The organism is Winogradskyella eximia, from assembly GCF_003386165.1.
Taxonomy (GTDB): domain Bacteria; phylum Bacteroidota; class Bacteroidia; order Flavobacteriales; family Flavobacteriaceae; genus Winogradskyella; species Winogradskyella eximia.
In genome coordinates this window covers 926,879-944,439 of record NZ_QRDV01000001.1, presented here as the reverse complement: position 1 = coordinate 944,439, position 17,561 = coordinate 926,879, and the positions used below count along the sequence as shown (strand labels likewise).

Annotated in this window: 18 protein-coding genes; 2 read left to right on the top strand and 16 right to left on the bottom strand. The window is 31.0% G+C overall.

From position 1 onward, the window contains the following. Window positions 1–144 precede the first annotated feature (144 nt). Window positions 145–1,233: a serine hydrolase domain-containing protein gene (locus DFQ10_RS03925; RefSeq protein WP_052823526.1), complete on the top strand. Its 1,089-nt coding sequence runs from the start codon at window positions 145–147 to the stop codon at window positions 1,231–1,233. Here the strand turns inward: DFQ10_RS03925 and DFQ10_RS18510 are convergent. The 9 genes from DFQ10_RS18510 to DFQ10_RS03880 all read right to left on the bottom strand — a co-directional run bounded on the left by DFQ10_RS18510 (window position 1,230) and on the right by DFQ10_RS03880 (window position 10,109). Then, window positions 1,230–1,709 carry a zinc ribbon domain-containing protein gene (locus tag DFQ10_RS18510; RefSeq protein ID WP_181897568.1) on the bottom strand — a complete coding sequence of 160 codons (480 nt, stop codon included), beginning with the start codon at window positions 1,707–1,709 and terminating at the stop codon, window positions 1,230–1,232. The genes DFQ10_RS03925 and DFQ10_RS18510 overlap by 4 nt on opposite strands. A gap of 65 nt (window positions 1,710–1,774) precedes the next feature. Further along, window positions 1,775–2,350 carry a helix-turn-helix domain-containing protein gene (locus DFQ10_RS03915; protein ID WP_044634108.1) on the bottom strand — a complete coding sequence of 192 codons (576 nt, stop codon included), beginning with the start codon at window positions 2,348–2,350 and terminating at the stop codon, window positions 1,775–1,777. Beyond that, a complete protein-coding gene (locus DFQ10_RS03910; protein WP_044634109.1) occupies window positions 2,343–2,813 on the bottom strand; it encodes a hypothetical protein in 471 nt (156 codons plus the stop codon). Before DFQ10_RS03910 ends, DFQ10_RS03915 begins: the two co-directional genes overlap by 8 nt. A gap of 1 nt (window position 2,814) precedes the next feature. After that, a complete protein-coding gene (locus DFQ10_RS03905) occupies window positions 2,815–4,194 on the bottom strand; it encodes a serine hydrolase (protein ID WP_165586789.1) in 1,380 nt (459 codons plus the stop codon). A 161-nt stretch (window positions 4,195–4,355) separates the two neighbouring features. Next, window positions 4,356–6,569 carry a CocE/NonD family hydrolase gene (locus DFQ10_RS03900; RefSeq protein ID WP_205618148.1) on the bottom strand — a complete coding sequence of 738 codons (2,214 nt, stop codon included), beginning with the start codon at window positions 6,567–6,569 and terminating at the stop codon, window positions 4,356–4,358. Window positions 6,570–6,601: 32 nt separating this feature from the next. Next, a complete protein-coding gene (locus DFQ10_RS03895) occupies window positions 6,602–7,222 on the bottom strand; it encodes a hypothetical protein (RefSeq protein ID WP_044634110.1) in 621 nt (206 codons plus the stop codon). Between the two features lie 119 nt (window positions 7,223–7,341). After that, on the bottom strand, window positions 7,342–8,064 hold the full coding sequence (locus tag DFQ10_RS03890; protein WP_044634111.1) for a LytR/AlgR family response regulator transcription factor: 723 nt from the start codon (window positions 8,062–8,064) through the stop codon (window positions 7,342–7,344). Continuing rightward, window positions 8,051–8,953: a sensor histidine kinase gene (locus tag DFQ10_RS03885; RefSeq protein WP_240475210.1), complete on the bottom strand. Its 903-nt coding sequence runs from the start codon at window positions 8,951–8,953 to the stop codon at window positions 8,051–8,053. Before DFQ10_RS03885 ends, DFQ10_RS03890 begins: the two co-directional genes overlap by 14 nt. Before the next feature lie 448 nt (window positions 8,954–9,401). Then, window positions 9,402–10,109 carry a CPBP family intramembrane glutamic endopeptidase gene (locus DFQ10_RS03880; RefSeq protein ID WP_220352412.1) on the bottom strand — a complete coding sequence of 236 codons (708 nt, stop codon included), beginning with the start codon at window positions 10,107–10,109 and terminating at the stop codon, window positions 9,402–9,404. A gap of 76 nt (window positions 10,110–10,185) precedes the next feature. Here DFQ10_RS03880 and DFQ10_RS03875 point away from each other — a divergent pair, with 76 nt between their 5' ends. Beyond that, on the top strand, window positions 10,186–10,815 hold the full coding sequence (locus tag DFQ10_RS03875) for a TetR/AcrR family transcriptional regulator (RefSeq protein ID WP_044634113.1): 630 nt from the start codon (window positions 10,186–10,188) through the stop codon (window positions 10,813–10,815). A gap of 234 nt (window positions 10,816–11,049) precedes the next feature. On the opposite strand, the gene DFQ10_RS03870 is transcribed toward DFQ10_RS03875, so the two are convergent. The 7 genes from DFQ10_RS03870 to DFQ10_RS03840 all read right to left on the bottom strand — a co-directional run bounded on the left by DFQ10_RS03870 (window position 11,050) and on the right by DFQ10_RS03840 (window position 17,314). Further along, window positions 11,050–11,949 (bottom strand): MBL fold metallo-hydrolase, encoded by a 900-nt coding sequence (locus DFQ10_RS03870; RefSeq protein ID WP_044634114.1) that lies wholly within the window; start codon window positions 11,947–11,949, stop codon window positions 11,050–11,052. Window positions 11,950–12,228: 279 nt separating this feature from the next. Further along, window positions 12,229–12,687: an abortive infection protein gene (locus tag DFQ10_RS03865; protein WP_044634122.1), complete on the bottom strand. Its 459-nt coding sequence runs from the start codon at window positions 12,685–12,687 to the stop codon at window positions 12,229–12,231. A 233-nt stretch (window positions 12,688–12,920) separates the two neighbouring features. After that, window positions 12,921–13,742: a GNAT family N-acetyltransferase gene (locus DFQ10_RS03860; protein ID WP_044634115.1), complete on the bottom strand. Its 822-nt coding sequence runs from the start codon at window positions 13,740–13,742 to the stop codon at window positions 12,921–12,923. A 41-nt stretch (window positions 13,743–13,783) separates the two neighbouring features. Then, a complete protein-coding gene (gene trpS / locus DFQ10_RS03855) occupies window positions 13,784–14,845 on the bottom strand; it encodes a tryptophan--tRNA ligase (protein WP_044634116.1) in 1,062 nt (353 codons plus the stop codon). 13 nt (window positions 14,846–14,858) lie between these two features. Beyond that, window positions 14,859–15,545 (bottom strand): DUF4386 domain-containing protein, encoded by a 687-nt coding sequence (locus DFQ10_RS03850; RefSeq protein WP_044634117.1) that lies wholly within the window; start codon window positions 15,543–15,545, stop codon window positions 14,859–14,861. A gap of 229 nt (window positions 15,546–15,774) precedes the next feature. Beyond that, window positions 15,775–16,647 carry an alpha/beta hydrolase gene (locus DFQ10_RS03845; protein ID WP_245940605.1) on the bottom strand — a complete coding sequence of 291 codons (873 nt, stop codon included), beginning with the start codon at window positions 16,645–16,647 and terminating at the stop codon, window positions 15,775–15,777. A gap of 91 nt (window positions 16,648–16,738) precedes the next feature. Further along, complete coding sequence (locus DFQ10_RS03840) at window positions 16,739–17,314, bottom strand: hypothetical protein (RefSeq protein ID WP_044633940.1); 576 nt, start codon at window positions 17,312–17,314, stop codon at window positions 16,739–16,741. Window positions 17,315–17,561: the final 247 nt, after the last annotated feature.

Sequence of the window (17,561 nt, the reverse complement as noted above, 5' to 3'; positions counted from 1 at the left end):
TTGTAAACGTATCAAATTTAATGATAAAGGTACTTTAAATATCATAATGAGTTGATTGCCATTTGATACGCTAGCTTCATCAAAATAGTTCTAATTAACGAATATTCAGCTCTAGGTTTACATCGAATTTAAAACTAAATACATATGAAAACTTTAATTACAATTATTACAATCGCATTATCAACCTTATTTGTAAATGCTCAAACGAGTTCTGAGAAAGAACTATTAAAAACTTTAAATGAAACTACACCAAAGGCATTGCAAGACAATAAAGTACCTGGATTGGCATTGGCTATTATTAAAAATGGCGACGTTATTATTAAAAAAGAATATGGGTTTTCTGATGTATCAGAAAACGAGATTGTAAATAGTAAAACAGGCTTTAATATTGGTTCTATATCAAAAATGTTTACAGCTTGGGGAATTATGAAATTGGTAGAAGACCAAAAACTTAATTTAGATGCTCCAGCTTCAAAATATCTTTTGAATTGGAAATTACCATCTAGTGAATTTGATTCAGATAAAGTAACTATCAGGAATCTATTGCAACATACTGCAGGTTTGTCTGTTCATGGTTACAACGGTTATGAAACTAAAGATGAATTAACTTCAATTGATGCATCGTTATCCGGAACTACTAATCTAGATGAGAAAGTAGAACTCGTTATGGAACCAGAAAGCAAATGGAAATATTCAGGTGGTGGTTATTCTATATTGCAATTAGTTATTGAAGACGTTAGTGGGAAATCTTTTGCGGATTACATGAAAGAACATATTTTTAAGCCTTTAAAAATGAAACAAACAAGTTTTAATATTAGTAAAAAGGTTTTAAAAAATTCTGCAAAGGCCTATGATGAAGAAGGAAATGAAATCCCATTACGCCTTTTTAATACGCAAGCAGCAGCAGGTTTTCATACAACAATAGATGATCTTATTCTTTTTGCAAAAGCATCATTTTCAAAAAATCCTGTTTTGTCAGAAGAAAGCATTGCTCTTTTGATAAAACCTACCGAACTATCCAAAGGGAATTACGGAATGGGTTATATGATTATGAATCGTTTTGGGGATTTTACATTATCTGGTCATGGTGGTTCTAATGAAGGATGGCAATCTGGTTTTATGCTCGATTTTGAATCAAAATCAGGTATTATTATCCTTACCAACGGCTCTAATGGAAAAAACGTTTTATTTGGAAACCTGCAAGATTGGGCAAAATGGCATGGAAGTAATTAATTTAATGTCTTAATTTTTGTAACGGTAAAATCTCGTTCACGGTCAACATTTTTTATGGCTATAATAATACTTTCTGGAATTAAATTGTTTCGGTTTCTATTGGAACTCATAAAATGTACTATTCCAGATGCTGTTTTAAAATGAGTATATCCATCCAATAATATGATAATTGGATATTTTTTCGCCACTTCAGTTGAATCATTATATGAATCAGGAATACTTATTAAACAAGTTCTTTCTTCATTTAAAATACTAGATTTAATAATGAACTGACTTCCAATTATAATATCCGTTTTATTCTGTCCGAACGTCGTTTGTGCTCCAAAAAGAAGAATACATAAAATCACAAATGTAAAAGTTCTCATAGTTTGCTTTATATGTTTGGTAACAAATATTTTCGACAACGTACCACCTGTGGCTTTCATTTCTCCAATTTCATAAGTGGCATTATCACACTTCGGACATTTGTATTTCATAGTTTTATATTTTTTGAGTTGATACTATATGGCTGTAAAATATTAACGCTATTATTCATTGCCTTTTATTTTAAAAACTTAAATCGAGGTCTATATATCACCTCTTTTTCATTGTTTATTCTAAGTGTGTTGATCAATATTAAAATTAAATTGGCGACATACAAAAAGCCAATAACTATAAAAAATGTACTTAACGTTATTTGGTCTGTGAGTCCAATTTTTGATATGATGAAAAATACTAGAGGGATAAAAAATAACAGTATGGTCCACGTGATTTCGAAATTGATTAAATCTTTACCCAACTTATTACTATTTTTTATCTTACCTTTTTTTGATGTCCAAAGTATAAATGGAATTAAAACCCCTAGCAATGGAAAGACCAGAAATAACAGTGCAGAGAGATTGAGATACGTTAAATACTTTTTATCTTCTTTTACGGACCAATCTATCAACTCATCTGGACTTACATTTAAGGCATTGGCTAATCGCTTCAATGACTCACCTGTAGGGTTTGATTCCCCTTTTTCGATGCGTTGAATAGTTCGTAAACTTAAACCAGATTCTTCTGCTAGAAATTCTTGTGACATCCCTTTCTGGTTTCTCAATTCTTTTACTCTTAAAGCTAAATAGTTATTATCCATTTTCTAAAGGTTTGTTTTTAGTTAAAGTTTTTCTGTACCTCATTATTGTTATGGTTACTATTCCTAATAAAAATCCAGGAACCAATTGAACTAACGACCCATAAATCACATGATTTAATAGCGCTTGCCCAAAATTATCATAATATAATCCATAATGAGTGCCAATTTCCCATTTTGTATCTACCCACCAAAGTATAGCAACTGGAATCCTTGAAATAGGTGAGTAAATAAGTAAGCTTAATAAAAGAATCTTGTAAGCTTGTTTTTGATTACCTAATTTAATACCTAGATATATAGCAATCCCTAAGGTAAGCCAAAGTAGCCCGATAATAAAAATAGCATTTTCAGGCAATCCCAATAATTCTAAACCATATCTAACTGGAGTTAAAATTAATGCAATTATGATGGGTGCTTTAGCATAATAAATGGCTTGCTGTAAAGATGTTTTTTCCTTGTTTTTCATCCTAATTCTTTTTTGCGATAATTTTACGACCAGATTGATTCATCGTTAAGCTAATAACATTATTCGCTTCATTTTTATTAAACGTGATTTCTGCATCTACAATTTTTACAAAAAAATGATTTTGAGTTTCAGCAAATAATTCAACCTTTTTAGTTTGACCTGGAGCTAATAAGTATAATTGATTTGTGTTATCCAATCCTATAGTAAGGTTTACATTTGGTTTAACCTCATAAGTACCTGTATAGTCACTTAATATTTCTGAAGGTACATTAATTGATTTTCTCTCAGGTTGATTATGCTTAGCCTCTGTTATTTTATCATCTGGTATACTTACAAATAATTCAGCAACTTGTTTCGCCACGTTATTTACATTCTTACAATTACAGTTGGTTAATGCAGTTATATACAGTTTCTCTTTAGGTAAAAACAGCGCAATACTGGTAAACCCCTTCGTACTTCCTGTGTGGGCAATTACAGGAGAATTCCCCAATTTCGAAAATCGAAAACCATATCCATAAGGTACTCTTTTCCCACTGTTTAATAAGGTTGGTGTCATAGCTTGTTTTATACTAGAAGCTTTTAAAAGTGTGTTTGAAAGTAATGCATTTTGCCATTTTAAAAGATCCTCTGTGGTAGATAAAATAGCTCCCGCGGAATATGCTAAAGACAAATTCATATCATCTGATTTTACAAAATCATTTTGTTCAATGATATAACCCGTAGTAGGGTTTGGAATACCTTGTTTCGGATCTCCACAGGATGAATTCTTCATTCCTATTTTGTCAAAAATATTTTGTTCTATAAAATCACTGTAAGGTTGTCCAGAAACGATTTCAATAATTCGCCCTAGTAAAATATAGCCTGCATTACTGTATTTAAAACGCTCTCCTGGTTTGAATTCTAAAGGTTCATCTTTAAAATATGCAATAAGTTCTGTAGGTGACATATTAGTTTTAGAAATAAAACCCTTGTCACCAACAGGTGTTCTGTTTTTTATTCCCGAAGTATGGTTTAATAGATGATGAATGGTAATGTCTTTTCCAATTTCAGCATATTCAGGAATGTATTTTCCAATTTTATCCTCAACACTTAACTTACCTTGTTCTTCTAGCATTAAAATAGAAATCGCAGTAAATTGTTTTGTTATAGAGCCAATTTGAAAGACACTATTAGTTTCTAAAGGAGTGTTTAATTCTAAATTAGATTTTCCAAAAGCTTTACTATAAATAGATTCTCCTTCTTTTGCTACCAGAATTGAAATACCAGGCTCGTTTTGATTGTAACTTATAGCAACTATGGAATCTATTTTTGATTCATAGCTCTGACTAACGCTAAAATATGTAATGAAAAGAAAAGTGAGTGTTGTAAAAAAATTATTCATTGATTTGTATTTAATGTTCATGGGACAAAATTAAATACAAACCTTACTGGCACTTGCGCCAAGCTTATGACATCTTTATGACATCTGCGCTTATTCCTTTAAATAAAGGCACATTTAAACTTTATTTTACTTAAGAGATGAGATTCTAACAGTTATTGAAATCAGTTCCAAATTGGCAAAGAAATACTGCTGTTTCCTGTAAAAATTATCTCTAATGGAATTTCAGCATCTTTAATACTTTCTTTATTAACATCCTTTCCAGTACCATAATTAATTTGAGCATTATTGTTTTTATTGACATTAACCACCACTACAATGCGACTCCCTTTTTCTAATTTTTTACTGATTAGTTTCGAATTGTCGAAAGACACTTTCGTCTTTTGATTCGGTATCAATAAATTTCTTTGTTCTCTATCTTTAGCATAGCTCGCTCTACCAATATAATAGCTTAAATGAAAATAGTTCCCTTCTGGAGTCAATTCATATACGATTACAGAATAATCAACATCTTTTTTATTTATTGAAAATTCAAGATTCCCTAAAAAAGAGCCATTTATAATTACATCTTCCTTTAGCGCTTCAGATTTAAAAATTAAACCATCTTTTAAATTGATTTGGTCACGTTCCAAAGGCCAAGGATAATACTCTGTGTTAGTCATACTCTTTCGATCCTTAAAATCAACAGACATTTGAATCTCTAAATTATTTGCTTTTGATTTTAAGGCATAAAAATCGTTGGTTTTATCAGCACTTAAATGAAATGTTAAAGTATCATTGGTCATGGCGCTTAAACTTGGTTTGTGCATCCAGGTATTCGTACCCATGACTTGGAAGTTGACTTTATCTTTTAAAATACTCGGTTTTGCTTTTCCGTTCAAAATGTAATCAAACCATTGGTAAATTAGTTCTTCTTCGATGTTTATCAAAGCAGCTTTATCTAATTTGTAATTTCTTAGACTTTCTTCTGGTTTCGTTTGTGCAGCCCAATGATCATAAGGCCCAACTAACAAATAATGATTTGGATTTTTTGCATATTTATGATGTTCATTGTAATAATATATGGCTCCTCTTTGTGAGTCATCATAATACCCTGTTATGGTTAAAATCGGAATGTCAATTTTAGCAAATTCTTGTTGGTATGGTATCATTTTTTTCCAGAAGTCGTCATAACTAGGATGTTGCATATAAGTATTCCATAATGTATTTACCCGACCATCTAAACTATCTAATTTGTTAAACGCTACTCCTGTTTTGTACCAGGTGTTTTTTAAAGAATTCCAACGCTTAAAATCATTTGAAGCTTCAAAATCTAAAAACTTGTTATTGGTTACATAAAAATTCCAAGAATATGAATAATTGTGGAGGATATTGTTTTCCATTGGGTAATCAATACCTGGTGCAATAGCAACCATAGGAACAATGGTTTTTAATGCAGGATGCACCTTATGTTTCATAGAAGCCCATTGTGTAAAACCATTGTAACTCCCTCCAAACATGGCTACTTTTTGATTAGACCAAGATTGTTTACTAATCCAATCAATGACTTCATACACATCAGTATGTTCATATTCAAGTGGTTTTATGTCGCTTTTACTCAACCGTTTTCCTCTTGTATTGGCAATAACGCCTATATAGCCTTTAGATGCTGATAACATAGCAGAAGCTTCATTGGTGCCTGCATAAATAGAAGATACCAATATGGCAGATTTTTTAGCTGTTGAATTTCCCTTGCGTTTAACTACTACCATTGAAACTTCGGCACCATCTTTCATAGGAATGACAATACTATCATTTACGACATATCTGCGTTTATGATCTTGTTTTATTTCTTCAAAATAAATAGCTCTAGTTGATGAAAACACCGATTTTAAAAAGTACTTTTTTACTAAATCTATAGCTATAGGCTGTGATATCTTTTCAGAATTAATACTAGTATACGTGGTATTAAAATTACTAACGTAATAATCAGTTGGGTCTCTAACTATCAAGGCTTTATCTAAATTAAGAACTTGTATGTCATCAGAATTCTTTACGTATTTGTTGTAAGATTTTTTAAACGCGTCTTTGAAGTTCGTAGATAGCTTTGCCTCTACATAATGGATGTATACATCTAAATACTGCCTTTGATCTATTGGTGTTTCTGCTACTCTTTTTTTTATTGAAGCTAATGCGTCTTCATATTCACCTCTTATTAACTGGAACTTAAACAGGTCTAATTCTGATAAATTTTGAGTATCACAGATTGCGGCTAATTGCTGCATTTGGTTTTCAAGCGCTATTGAATCTGATAGTTTCACCTTTTTAAATGGCAATTCTTGTGCAAAAGAAGTGCTACTAATTGCAATTAGAAATAATAAAAGGACTGACTTTTTCATTGTTTTACGTTTGAAAATTGATAAAAAACTAACTATTTCCTATTTGGGTCTATGTACTGGATTAACTCTTCATTGTACAAAAAGCCATCTTGAGTTTGCGTCATCTTAATAAAGTTTTTTAGTTCTGGTGCATACAACCAAACTTCATCTGTTTGTGCGTTGTAGCCTCTAGAATTAGAAACGCTCCCCTTGTATTCTATGGTGTACGCCATAAAGGTTCCAGCGTCTACAGTTTCTTCTTTATATGATAATACTTTTGCCTTTTGACTTTGTGTTCCTGTGGTACCATCTTGACTTGTCCAATTTTTCTCATATTTCCACTTCTTTCCCACTTCTAAAGGCCATTTGTATCTTGGTGTTTCGCTTTCTTCTGGCTTTACAATGTCCGAAACTGGAATCGTGTCTTTTCCAATGACCATACCTAAACCATCAGCTATATGTACTATTTCTCTTGTATCTTTGCCTTCTGAACGCACTTCGCCTTCAGTGGTTATGCCTTTATATTTCCAAGTCCATTGTTCTCCAACTGTATAATCAGCTAAGGTTGGTTGTTCTGCTAATGAAACAGTGTTTTCATTACAAGATATCAACAATGAAATTAGCACTAGATATACGATTCTTTCTATATTAAATACTACTTTTAAATACTTCATAATAAGGATTTTAAATTAATTATAGTACAAAGTAAAGGCGTCTGTTTCTTTCAAAAAAGGAAAAGTACATGAGCGTAAATAAAAGTCAATGAACGTTAGAAAACTCAGCGATTTTCTCTTTATAAACTATTCCAGTTTTTAAACTTAACGGACTGCCTGCTAGATACTTCTACTTTTTCACCAGTGGTTAATATAATTTGTAATTTATTATTGAAGTAGGGGTGAATCTTTTTGATGTAATGTATGTTAATCATTTGACTTCGATTCACACGGAAAAAGACTTTAGGGTCTAATTTTTCTGCTAATAAATTTAAAGAACGCTTTATCATTGCTTTATCCGAACCAAAATAAAGACGTGCGTAATTTTCTAAAGATTCAATAAAATAAATATCTATGAGTGGAATAAAATGACAATTTTCACCATCTTTTATAAATATCTTTTGATGCATCGGTAATGTTGTAGGCTCTAATTTTACCCTATTAGAAAGTTCTTCCTTTACCTTTTCAATAGTTTTAGAAAAACGTTCATCTCTTAAAGGTTTTACCAAATAGTCTAAAGCATTCATCTCAAACGCTTTTACAGCATATTGATCATAGGCCGTTGTAAAAACGACGTCAGGCACATTTGTTAGTTCTTCCAGTAAATCAAACCCAGATTTCCCAGGCATATGAATATCTAAAAACAATAGGTCTGGTTGTAAGTCTTCAATTAAAGTTATGGCATCATCTACATGACTAGCTTCACCAATAATTTCAAACTCTGTATGTTTTTCTAATGCACGTTTTACTTCTTCTCTTGCTAAACGTTCATCATCAATGATTATGGTTTTAAATCTTTTCATCGTTTATATGCATTGGAATTATTAGTTCTGCGCAAACATGGTTATTTTCAGTCGCTGTTAAACTAAAACCAGCCTTACCTTTATATTGAATTTCTAAGCGTTTTTTTAAATTTTCGAGACCTAATCCAACACTTTTATTTTGATTAATTATTCCAGGATTTTCAACCGTAATATGAATATGACTATCCTTCTTTTTAATTTTTAAGTTAATAACGCCACCATCAACTTTTAAATCGATGCCATGTTTAATGGCGTTTTCGATTAACAACTGAATACTTAAGGTGGGAATCTTATATTGACCAAGGTCTTCTTCAATATTCGTTTTGAGTTGCAGTCGTTCCTCAAAACGCAACTTTTCTAATTCAATGTAATCATAAACTAAAGCCAATTCATTTTTAATAGGTGTTAAATCTTTGTCTTTTTCATATAAGGATGACCGCAGCAAATCTGATAATAAATCAATAGCTCTTCTTGCAACGTTTGGGTTTTCGATGACTAATGATTTAATAGAATTTAAAGAGTTGAATAAGAAATGTGGATTCAATTGCGCTGATAAATTATCTAACTGGGCTTGTTTTGCGATTAAGGAAAGTTGCGCATTCTCTCTTGCCGTAACCACTTCTTTTTGATAGTAATGATACAAGTGATACGCCAATATCCAAATAGACATTAATCGAAGTCCTGTAAGTAAAATTGGATCCCAATACATAATGGCTTCAAAGAAATTTTTATCCTCGCCTGCAAGAAAAGTCCAATACGCATACCATTTTAAGTTGTTTATTAACACGTATAGAAGCGCTAACAAAAGTATACTTGGTATTACACTAATAATTAACTTTTTAATTGGCAATTGACTCCAGTTAGCTTTTAATGCATATATTCTATACATATGCGTCAAGATAATTCCAATTGCCACATCTAAAACATAATTTAAAAATGTATAAAAAATCCCATAATTATCTCTAGTATATACGGTGTATGCCCAATAAGTTGACACCAAGCACCAGCCCATCAATTGGCAAAGCCAATACAAACGGGTTTTTGATATTTTCTTGGTATAACTTAAACTCATATGAATAACAAAGCAACGTATTTTCTTTAAAAATAGAAAAAAGAAATACATGAGCGCGAATAAGAAGAGATAAGCGTTTGTTATTAATTTTAGGAATTTAGGCTATGAAATATTTAAGGCTTGGATTAATTGCTAAAAAAATACTAATTGAAGACAAGAGAATTTATGACTTAAATATTGTCTTTCATCATGATAGTCTCAGCAGAGGATTGCTTTTTTTTATATACATCTTTGTTGGTTGTAGGTTTTATACAATTCTTTATCTCTAACTTATAACGCCATTATTAAAATATAATCCAATAAGACTAAGAGAGTTAATAATTCCATGTGCAATTATTATAGGAAAAAGTTTTCGCTTAATTATAAAATAGACTGAACCAAATATAAGGGCAATACAACCAGTGGCAATAACACCTGCTAATCCTTGGTAAATGTGTAACATTCCAAATATTACAGCATGTATAATTAATGCTATAATTATTCCCAATGTATTATTTCCAGTACAATCAACCAATCTATTTAGTAAATATCCGCGAAATAACAATTCTTCACCTAAGGCTGCACCAAACCAAACAACTGTAATTAGGTAACCTATAAACACAAGAGGTTTTCCCATAAAAAAGGCAAATCTATCAGCTACACCTGCTGGGTTCGTTAGGCCAAAACTTTCCAATATTGGTTTTACAATTAGTCCCATAATTGAAAAAACTAGTATTACAGTGCCAAGTGTTATCAATATATTAATCATCCAATTTTTTGTGCCTTTTGGAATCTTAGGCCCAAGCTCTTTCCAGTTTATTTTTTTTTGTTTCATGAAAATCGTACTAACTATAATACCACACCAAATTGCTATTGAGCCAGCACCAATTACGTCGAAATAATCCGCAAGGTGTTTTATGCTCAATATAGTTAGGAATACAATTGTTATTTCTACAAGTATTTTAATATTAAAGGATTTCTTTTGTGGTTCCATATCATTCATCTAATTGTTTTTATGTAATTTTAGGACAAATTTACTAATAATAATTTAAATTAGGACAAGTTTACTAATGAAATCGACAAAAGAAAAAATATTGGATAATTCAAGGCACTTATTTAATGAGCAATCTTATAGTTCAGTAACTATTAGAATGATTGCAAAAACATTAAAGATGAGTTCAGGGAATTTAAATTATCATTTTAAAAAACGTGAAGAAATTTTGGAGGCTTTATATTTTGAAATGACAAAAGAATTTGACTATAGACTCTCAAGTTTCTCTGAGATGGAAGTTTCTATAAATCAAATAAAAATTGAAATTAAGTTAACCATGAAGCGAATGATTGATTATCAATTTTTCTGGACAGACTTATACAATATATTAAATTTAAATGATAATATTAAAACTCATTTTCATAAAATATATGATTCACGATATGAGAGTTATATCTTTTTATTTACTCAATTAAAAAAGAATAAATTAATGAAAGTATCTATACTGGATTGGGAATGCCAAAATCTTGCCGAACAAATGATTCTTTATAGTAATACTTGGTTGTATTCTACCGTATTATATGGAGGGAAAATTAATGAGAGTGTAATAGAAAAAAAAGCAAATACTTTATTAAGTATACTTTATCCTTATCTTACTGTAAAAGGAAAGAAAGAATTTTATGAAATTATAGATTCTAATGAAAGATAAATCTGTTTTTTCCAAATATGCTTTAACTATGTAACTAGTTAGTTGTGAGATGTATACATCTTTGTTGGCAGAAGTTGTTGTTTTATTTCCTTAGTTTTTTTATTACCTCCGCGCTTACCCAAAGTATATCCACATTTTCAAAATCGTCTGATCCTACATTTCTACTAAAGAAAAGGTATTTACCGTCTGGTGTTATACTTACGCAAACTGCACACTTTGTTAGTGTCAGTATTTTTAATCGACTGGATATATTATGAAGCTATCATGAATTTGTTTTGTCGGTGTATCTCCCAATTTTGTGAGAGTGCTTGACAGTTCTTTTAATGTGAGCACACTTAATGGAAGTTGATGCTCTTTAGGTTGGTAGATACTTCCCATGGGATAATCAACTCCAGCTGTTTGAGTCATTTCAATGTGATTTCCAAGTATGGTTGAAACCTCATTAATGTCGGTGAATTTTACAAGTCTTTCAATACTCATTTTAAAAGCAATCCAATCATTTATGTATAGTCTACCAGGATAAAAAGTGTCTCCAGTCAAGAGAATTTTCGTCGAAGTATCATAAACCGCAATTGAAGACGCTTGGTGTCCAGGAATTGGTATTATTTTCATCATGCGATTTCCTAAATCATAATCTACAACTTCTTCGGGCCAGTTTGCTATCTTAAAAAAATCTTGTACATCGTTAACTTCAAGACCGATTACAGAAGTGTTTGGTTTTCCTTTGAATTGTCCATCGCCAGCATAGTGGTCTCCATGCTTATGAGTATGAGCAACAATTAATTCAACTTCTCCATTCTTTTTAGACCAATCGTTAATAATTTTATTTACAGTTTCATAAAGCGGAAAAATATCATCTTCTTGAGTAGCTCCAGTATCCATTAATAGCGCTTTGTTCTCACCAAAAAATAGAAACATAAAAGGCGCTTCGTAATTTATACACTTGTTTTGACGTAAAATATAAGTATTGCTATTATACTTAACGACCTGAATTGGTGGGTCAATATTATTTTCACAGTTTTGAGAACCATGAATCCAATTTTGAACATTTAAATCAACAGTGTCTTCGATTGATGGCTGGCATGACGACATCAGAATTAGTGCTGATAGTAAGATTGTGATTTTTGTTTTCATATGTTGATCTATATTGGTTTTAATGTGATTGAGTAAGATTCGTTACGTATTTAAGCAACTGATTTAACAAATAAATCGCAGATAGACACGAGCTTTGCGAACTGTGCGCAGCAAAAGTCAGCGAGGACTTTCGTAAGTAGGCTATAACTAGCAATGACAAGAGTTTAGCGAACTGGCGAAGCAATTATACACGGTATTAGCCGCTGTGTTTTTTAGTTATAATTTTTCTTTAATTGCTTTTCTTAATTCATAAATAAAAAATCCTCGCCATCCAATCTCTTACCCTAAAGTTGTTGCTGCTGCTCTAATTACTTCGATAGTTCCTAATAAGATAATAGCTATGATTGCAATTGATGTAGGATTTAAAGTTCCTATTCCAATCAAACCAAGTTCTTTTCCCCAATCTGTAATTGCTTCTTCATTTGTTAAACTTCCAAAACCTAAAACCCAAATGAGTATATAAGTGATTAAGCCATATAAAGCAGGAATAAAATAAGAAAGTCGAATATATTTCCAATTTCCCCAATTCCAATTTAGAGATGAAATCTTACGACCTTTTATTTTTAAGGTAATGAAGGCTGCAATTGCAGGACACCACATTATAGCCCCAACATTTATTCGTGATGGATATAAATTAACTATGGCATAATGAAAAGGTGAAGTAAGAAGAATAACGATTGCAAGAAATAGAAAGATTGTTTTCCAAGTTTCTTTTCGTTCTGTTAATTTTTTTTGCATTTTAATTTACTGATTGGTTTGTTAATGGAAGACGATGAGTTGGTAGTTTAGTTACATTGCGCTTAACGCCTACTGTGTATGGCGCAGTGAGGCGCGCCCAAAGGTCTCAGCTATGATTTCGTTGTGGAAAATACAGCATGGATTTTCAAGCGTGAAATCAAGCCTGAATTTATGATATTACTTTAAAATTTTGTTCAATTCCACAATGAATTATAGCCATTTTTGGCTACAGTTTATATATTCATTTCCATTTCATATTGATTAACAGTATTCGATAATCCAATTGAATTGATGAAATTTATTTTCTCGTTTAATCTTGTATCGACATTTATTATTTTTATTGAGTTTGATACTTCTTTTATCCCTTTAAATAATCTATTCCAACAGCCATCACTTTCTTTTAAAATCTCAAATTGTGCTAAATATTCATTTTTGGGGTTTACAACAAAAAATGACTCAAGAAAATTATCCTTTGTAATTTGATAGTATTCGTAATCTCCGTTTTTAATTACTTCTAAGTTAAAATCCCAAGAATATAAATTTTGATTAGGTAATTTTCCCCAATCAAAAGCATTATAGTCAACTTTATTCATCTCAATTTTAGCATTTGAGATTAATTTAATTTCTCCACTGAAGCAATTAAATGTTTTACAAATTTCGAATCCAATTCTTTGATAAGATTTTATTGCTTTAGTATTTTCAATGATTACCTCTAAAGAACATTTTGTAACTCCATTTATTTTTAAATCTGGTATAGCAAAATCGTAAATCGATTTAACTATTCTTCTTCCTCTATATTCTGGAAGTACACCTGTTCCGGTATTAAAGGCTATTTTTTCTCCATTACGTTTATCTATGGCGTTAATTATAAATCCAACTAATTTATCTCCATCAAACATTCCATAAGAAAGAGCATAATCAACTTTTGATATTTTCCATCTCTCTTTATAATAATTTTTGTCAGTAGGAACTTTAACATAGTAATTCTCGAAAGACCTTAAAAAACAATCAGCGATTATATCAAATGTTGTATTCTCTAATTTTTTTACTATCAAAATTTTATAAGTTATTTATTATTAAATTGTGGGTAGTGCTATTATATTTTCATATTCATTGCTTCAGTGACTTCACTTAAAGTTTCAATAGCTGTTTCTCTCGCTTTGCTTATACCTTTAAGCAAAATATCTCTGACATAGTCTTTATTTTTTTCAAGCTTTATTCTTTTTTTTCTAATAGGCTCAAAATATGTGTTTATAGCTTCTGCTGTTAGCTCTTTAAGTTTTCCTGACCCTTGGTCGCCAATTTTATCAGCAATATCTTTTGGGCATATGTCTGAACATAAGGAAGCTAGCTTAAGTAAGTTGGAAACCTCCGGTCTGTTTTGGGGGTCGTAAGATATATAACGACTTGAATCAGTTTTGGCAGATTTTATTAGTTTTATTGTTTCATCAGCGGTTGACTTTATCATAATTGAATTGTTGCGACTTTTACTCATTTTTTGAATACCGTCTAACCCAAGAATAGTAGGGGTATCAGTAAAAAGTGCAACTGGTTCTGTAAAAATATTTTTATTGAATTTGGTATTAAAGCGCTTTGCAATTTTCCGAGTTAATTCTATGTGAGGTAATTGGTCTTTTCCAACAGGAACCACATTACTCTTACAAAACAAAATGTCAGCAGCTTGGTGAACTGGATAGATATACATTCCTGCATTAATATTACTCAGTCCTGAAGCAGTAATTTCTTCTTTAACAGTTGGATTTTTGTTTAATTCTGAACTAGAAACTAATGTCAGAAATGGAATAGTTAGTTGATTTAATTCAGGAATATGACTATGAGGAAAAATATGAGTTTTATAATTTTCAGGGTCTAAACCACAGGCTAAATAGTCCAAAGTTAGTTCATATGTGAATTTTGAAATTTCATTAAAAACATTTCTATCTGTCAACACTTGATAATCAGCAATTAAAATATAAGTCTCAATTCCCAAACTTTGTAATTTTAATCGGTTTATAATTGAGCCAAAATAGTGTCCAAGATGCAAATTACCTGTAGGTCTATCTCCCGTTAATACGCGATACTTATGAGGATTCTTATACAAATCATTTTCTAATAATTTGCTTTGCTCTTTTGCTTTTTCAAAACTTTTATTTAACATTTTTTGTTTAATTTTACTTATAGCTAGGTCTTATGCCAAAAATTAATAAATAACCAATCATCCAAAATTCACCAATAGTTGCCGGTAGCGTAAGATATTCATTGAAGCTAAAATCAATGCCTGCATAGTGGATTAAGGTACTTAATACATAGCCAATACCACCTAAAACAATAACTCTTCCCAACCAGATGGGCATTCTTTTAGATTTGATAACTATGTATCCCATAGGAAACAGCCAAAGTCCAAAGAAAAGACCACCAATACCCCAGGCATTAGAAATTATATGTTGAAAAACCTGAATTAGTAAAACTTTATCTTCCATAGCACTTATATCAGAATTTGCAATGCCTATTGCTGAGGCGATTGAAATTGCACTTATCATAATGACTAAAGCATTTACCATACCCCATATACCTAGAGTCCAGGCTTCCCATTCATAATTATCTTTAAATAATTTAAAAAACCAAACTGCGGTAAGTGCCTGAGAAATTACGATACCAAATTCTAATAGCAACCTAATTCTTGCTGTAGATTCTAATTCTATTAAATTTGTTAGCGTTTGTTCAGGATTACCAGACACAAATATTTGAGAATGAAAGACCATAAACCCTAGAATTCCTGTAATAGCCATCATTAAATACCATAAGCCAGTTATTCTAGCGGTCTTAATCAAATTTTTCTGTTCTGTATTTGCAATCATAGTTTATTTATTTTTATTATTTAATACTAATTCTGACTCTGTAAAAGAGTAATTGTTACAGTTTTGCCCTAATGGCACACAACGTGATTGTATATGGTTTGTAGCGTGTTTTAAGCAACTAATTACCGACCAAGAAAGTCCGCAAGAACTTTCGCAAGTAGGCAAAAAGCCAGCAATAAATTATATACGGTGTTACCAAACGTATTTGTTGATATTACTAGCTTCGAAATCATTCCTCTTGATTAATATATTTTAACCCTTCGTATAAAGCTACTAATGGTACAGAGCGATGGTTTTCTTTTTCAAAATATTCTATTTCGATATTTAGAGGTTTATCCGATTTCTTTGTTATTAAAGTATAGAGAGAGTCGTGTCTTTGTTTATTCCTTTCGTAATTAGCCTCTCCTTGATTGGCAGTAGCGATATAAAGTTTTTTATCTAATGATATTGAGGAAATAGAATCAACTTTGTTTTTCATCATCTCCTCATTCCACCAAATACTTGGGTCTATAGAAATGTAAGCATTAAATACGCTATTTTCATCCATATAGGAATTTAGTGTAAGTAGTCCTCCTAAAGAGTGCCCAACAAGAGTTCTAAACGGTTCTGTCTTATACTTTTTATCAATATAAGGTACTAGTTCTTTCTCAATGAAATTCAAAAAAATCCTTCCACCTCCCATATTATTCGGTCGTTTGGTCTTAATTTTTGTAACTGTAAAATCTCGTTCTCGGTCAACATTCTCTATGGCTATAATAATACTTTCAGGCATTAAATTGTTTCGATTCCTATTAGAACTCATAAAATGTACTATTCCAGATGCTGTTTTAAAATGAGTATATCCATCCAATAATATGATAACTGGATATTTTTTATCAACTTCAGATGAATTATTGTATGAATCAGGAAGACTTATTAAACAGGTTCTTTCTTCATCTAAAATATTAGATTTAATAACGAACTTACTTCCTACTATAATATCATCTGTTTCATTCTGTCCAAATGTGGTTTGTACTCCTGAAAGAAGAATATATAAAATTACAAATGTCAAATTTTTCATAGTTTGCTTTATATGTTTGGTAACGGTTATGTATAAGATCATTTGCGTGGTTTAAGCAACTAATTTAGCAGATAAATTACGGGTAGAAAGTCCGCGAGAACTTTCATAAATTGGCTAAAACAAGCAATTAATTTTATACAGTGTCAGCCGTTTTTTTTCTGTTTAATATTTTAATTCCAAGTGTTACTAAGATGACTATTAATGCAATAAAAAATATACTTGTTGAAATGCTTTTTATAACTGAAAATATATTAGTTGTATAAACTGCAGTCTCATTCAATTCGGGATAGTTTTTAAGCATTGTGATAATTCCGATATTTTCCAAATAATCTGCAATTCCAGCAATTATCGGTATTACGCAGAGATAAATATATGGGGAATTTAATTTGTTCAATTTTTTTAAGAAATAACCCAAAAGCAGACAGTAAGAAAGTCCGAATAGCAGTGGGTAAAACATATCAACAGGTATTTGATTGGTTAGATACGTCAAACGTCCATTTTCTCCAAGCGAATTGAATAATTCACTAACATAATTCAAGTCATATCCTGTGGGCATCATATCCAATAATTTAATTCCGTTAGAGAATTCCATTGTTTTGGGAATGGTGACTGTCAGCATAAAAGTGTAAACAAGATTGGTCAAAATAAAAAGACTTAAAACCTTTTTGCCCGAAATATTCTTATCTATGAATTTTAATAATCGTTTCATTTTTTTCTCAAATAAGTGCTAACGATAAATTGGATAGTTAGTGTCAGATTGCTTAGTAGTTTCTTATAAGACTTCTACTTTAGCATTACTTAAATCCGCATTATGAATTAGAAAATCTATTACGAACCAAAAACACTGCAAATCAGCTACTTCGTTTCGTTATCTTCTCTAACCATAGCGATGCTATGCTTTTCAAATTTAACATCCTGATTTATTGTGTTTTTGATTCTCATAACAAAGTTCTAAT

What these genes read in the sequence shown, in the direction of transcription:
- DFQ10_RS03865 (WP_044634122.1), bottom strand. Translation starts at nt 12,687, where the DNA reads ATGCAAAAAAAATTAACAGAACGAAAAGAAACTTGGAAAACAATCTTT.
- DFQ10_RS03880 (WP_220352412.1), bottom strand. Translation starts at nt 10,109, where the DNA reads ATGGAACCACAAAAGAAATCCTTTAATATTAAAATACTTGTAGAAATA.
- DFQ10_RS03845 (WP_245940605.1), bottom strand. Translation starts at nt 16,647, where the DNA reads ATGATCTTATACATAACCGTTACCAAACATATAAAGCAAACTATGAAA.
- DFQ10_RS03870 (WP_044634114.1), bottom strand. Translation starts at nt 11,949, where the DNA reads ATGAAAACAAAAATCACAATCTTACTATCAGCACTAATTCTGATGTCG.
- DFQ10_RS03910 (WP_044634109.1), bottom strand. Translation starts at nt 2,813, where the DNA reads ATGAAAAACAAGGAAAAAACATCTTTACAGCAAGCCATTTATTATGCT.
- DFQ10_RS03905 (WP_165586789.1), bottom strand. Translation starts at nt 4,194, where the DNA reads ATGAATAATTTTTTTACAACACTCACTTTTCTTTTCATTACATATTTT.
- DFQ10_RS03890 (WP_044634111.1), bottom strand. Translation starts at nt 8,064, where the DNA reads ATGAAAAGATTTAAAACCATAATCATTGATGATGAACGTTTAGCAAGA.
- DFQ10_RS03895 (WP_044634110.1), bottom strand. Translation starts at nt 7,222, where the DNA reads ATGAAGTATTTAAAAGTAGTATTTAATATAGAAAGAATCGTATATCTA.
- DFQ10_RS03915 (WP_044634108.1), bottom strand. Translation starts at nt 2,350, where the DNA reads ATGGATAATAACTATTTAGCTTTAAGAGTAAAAGAATTGAGAAACCAG.
- DFQ10_RS18510 (WP_181897568.1), bottom strand. Translation starts at nt 1,709, where the DNA reads ATGAAATACAAATGTCCGAAGTGTGATAATGCCACTTATGAAATTGGA.
- DFQ10_RS03925 (WP_052823526.1), top strand. Translation starts at nt 145, where the DNA reads ATGAAAACTTTAATTACAATTATTACAATCGCATTATCAACCTTATTT.
- DFQ10_RS03850 (WP_044634117.1), bottom strand. Translation starts at nt 15,545, where the DNA reads ATGATTGCAAATACAGAACAGAAAAATTTGATTAAGACCGCTAGAATA.
- DFQ10_RS03885 (WP_240475210.1), bottom strand. Translation starts at nt 8,953, where the DNA reads ATGTATAGAATATATGCATTAAAAGCTAACTGGAGTCAATTGCCAATT.
- trpS (WP_044634116.1), bottom strand. Translation starts at nt 14,845, where the DNA reads ATGTTAAATAAAAGTTTTGAAAAAGCAAAAGAGCAAAGCAAATTATTA.
- DFQ10_RS03840 (WP_044633940.1), bottom strand. Translation starts at nt 17,314, where the DNA reads ATGAAACGATTATTAAAATTCATAGATAAGAATATTTCGGGCAAAAAG.
- DFQ10_RS03875 (WP_044634113.1), top strand. Translation starts at nt 10,186, where the DNA reads ATGAAATCGACAAAAGAAAAAATATTGGATAATTCAAGGCACTTATTT.
- DFQ10_RS03900 (WP_205618148.1), bottom strand. Translation starts at nt 6,569, where the DNA reads ATGAAAAAGTCAGTCCTTTTATTATTTCTAATTGCAATTAGTAGCACT.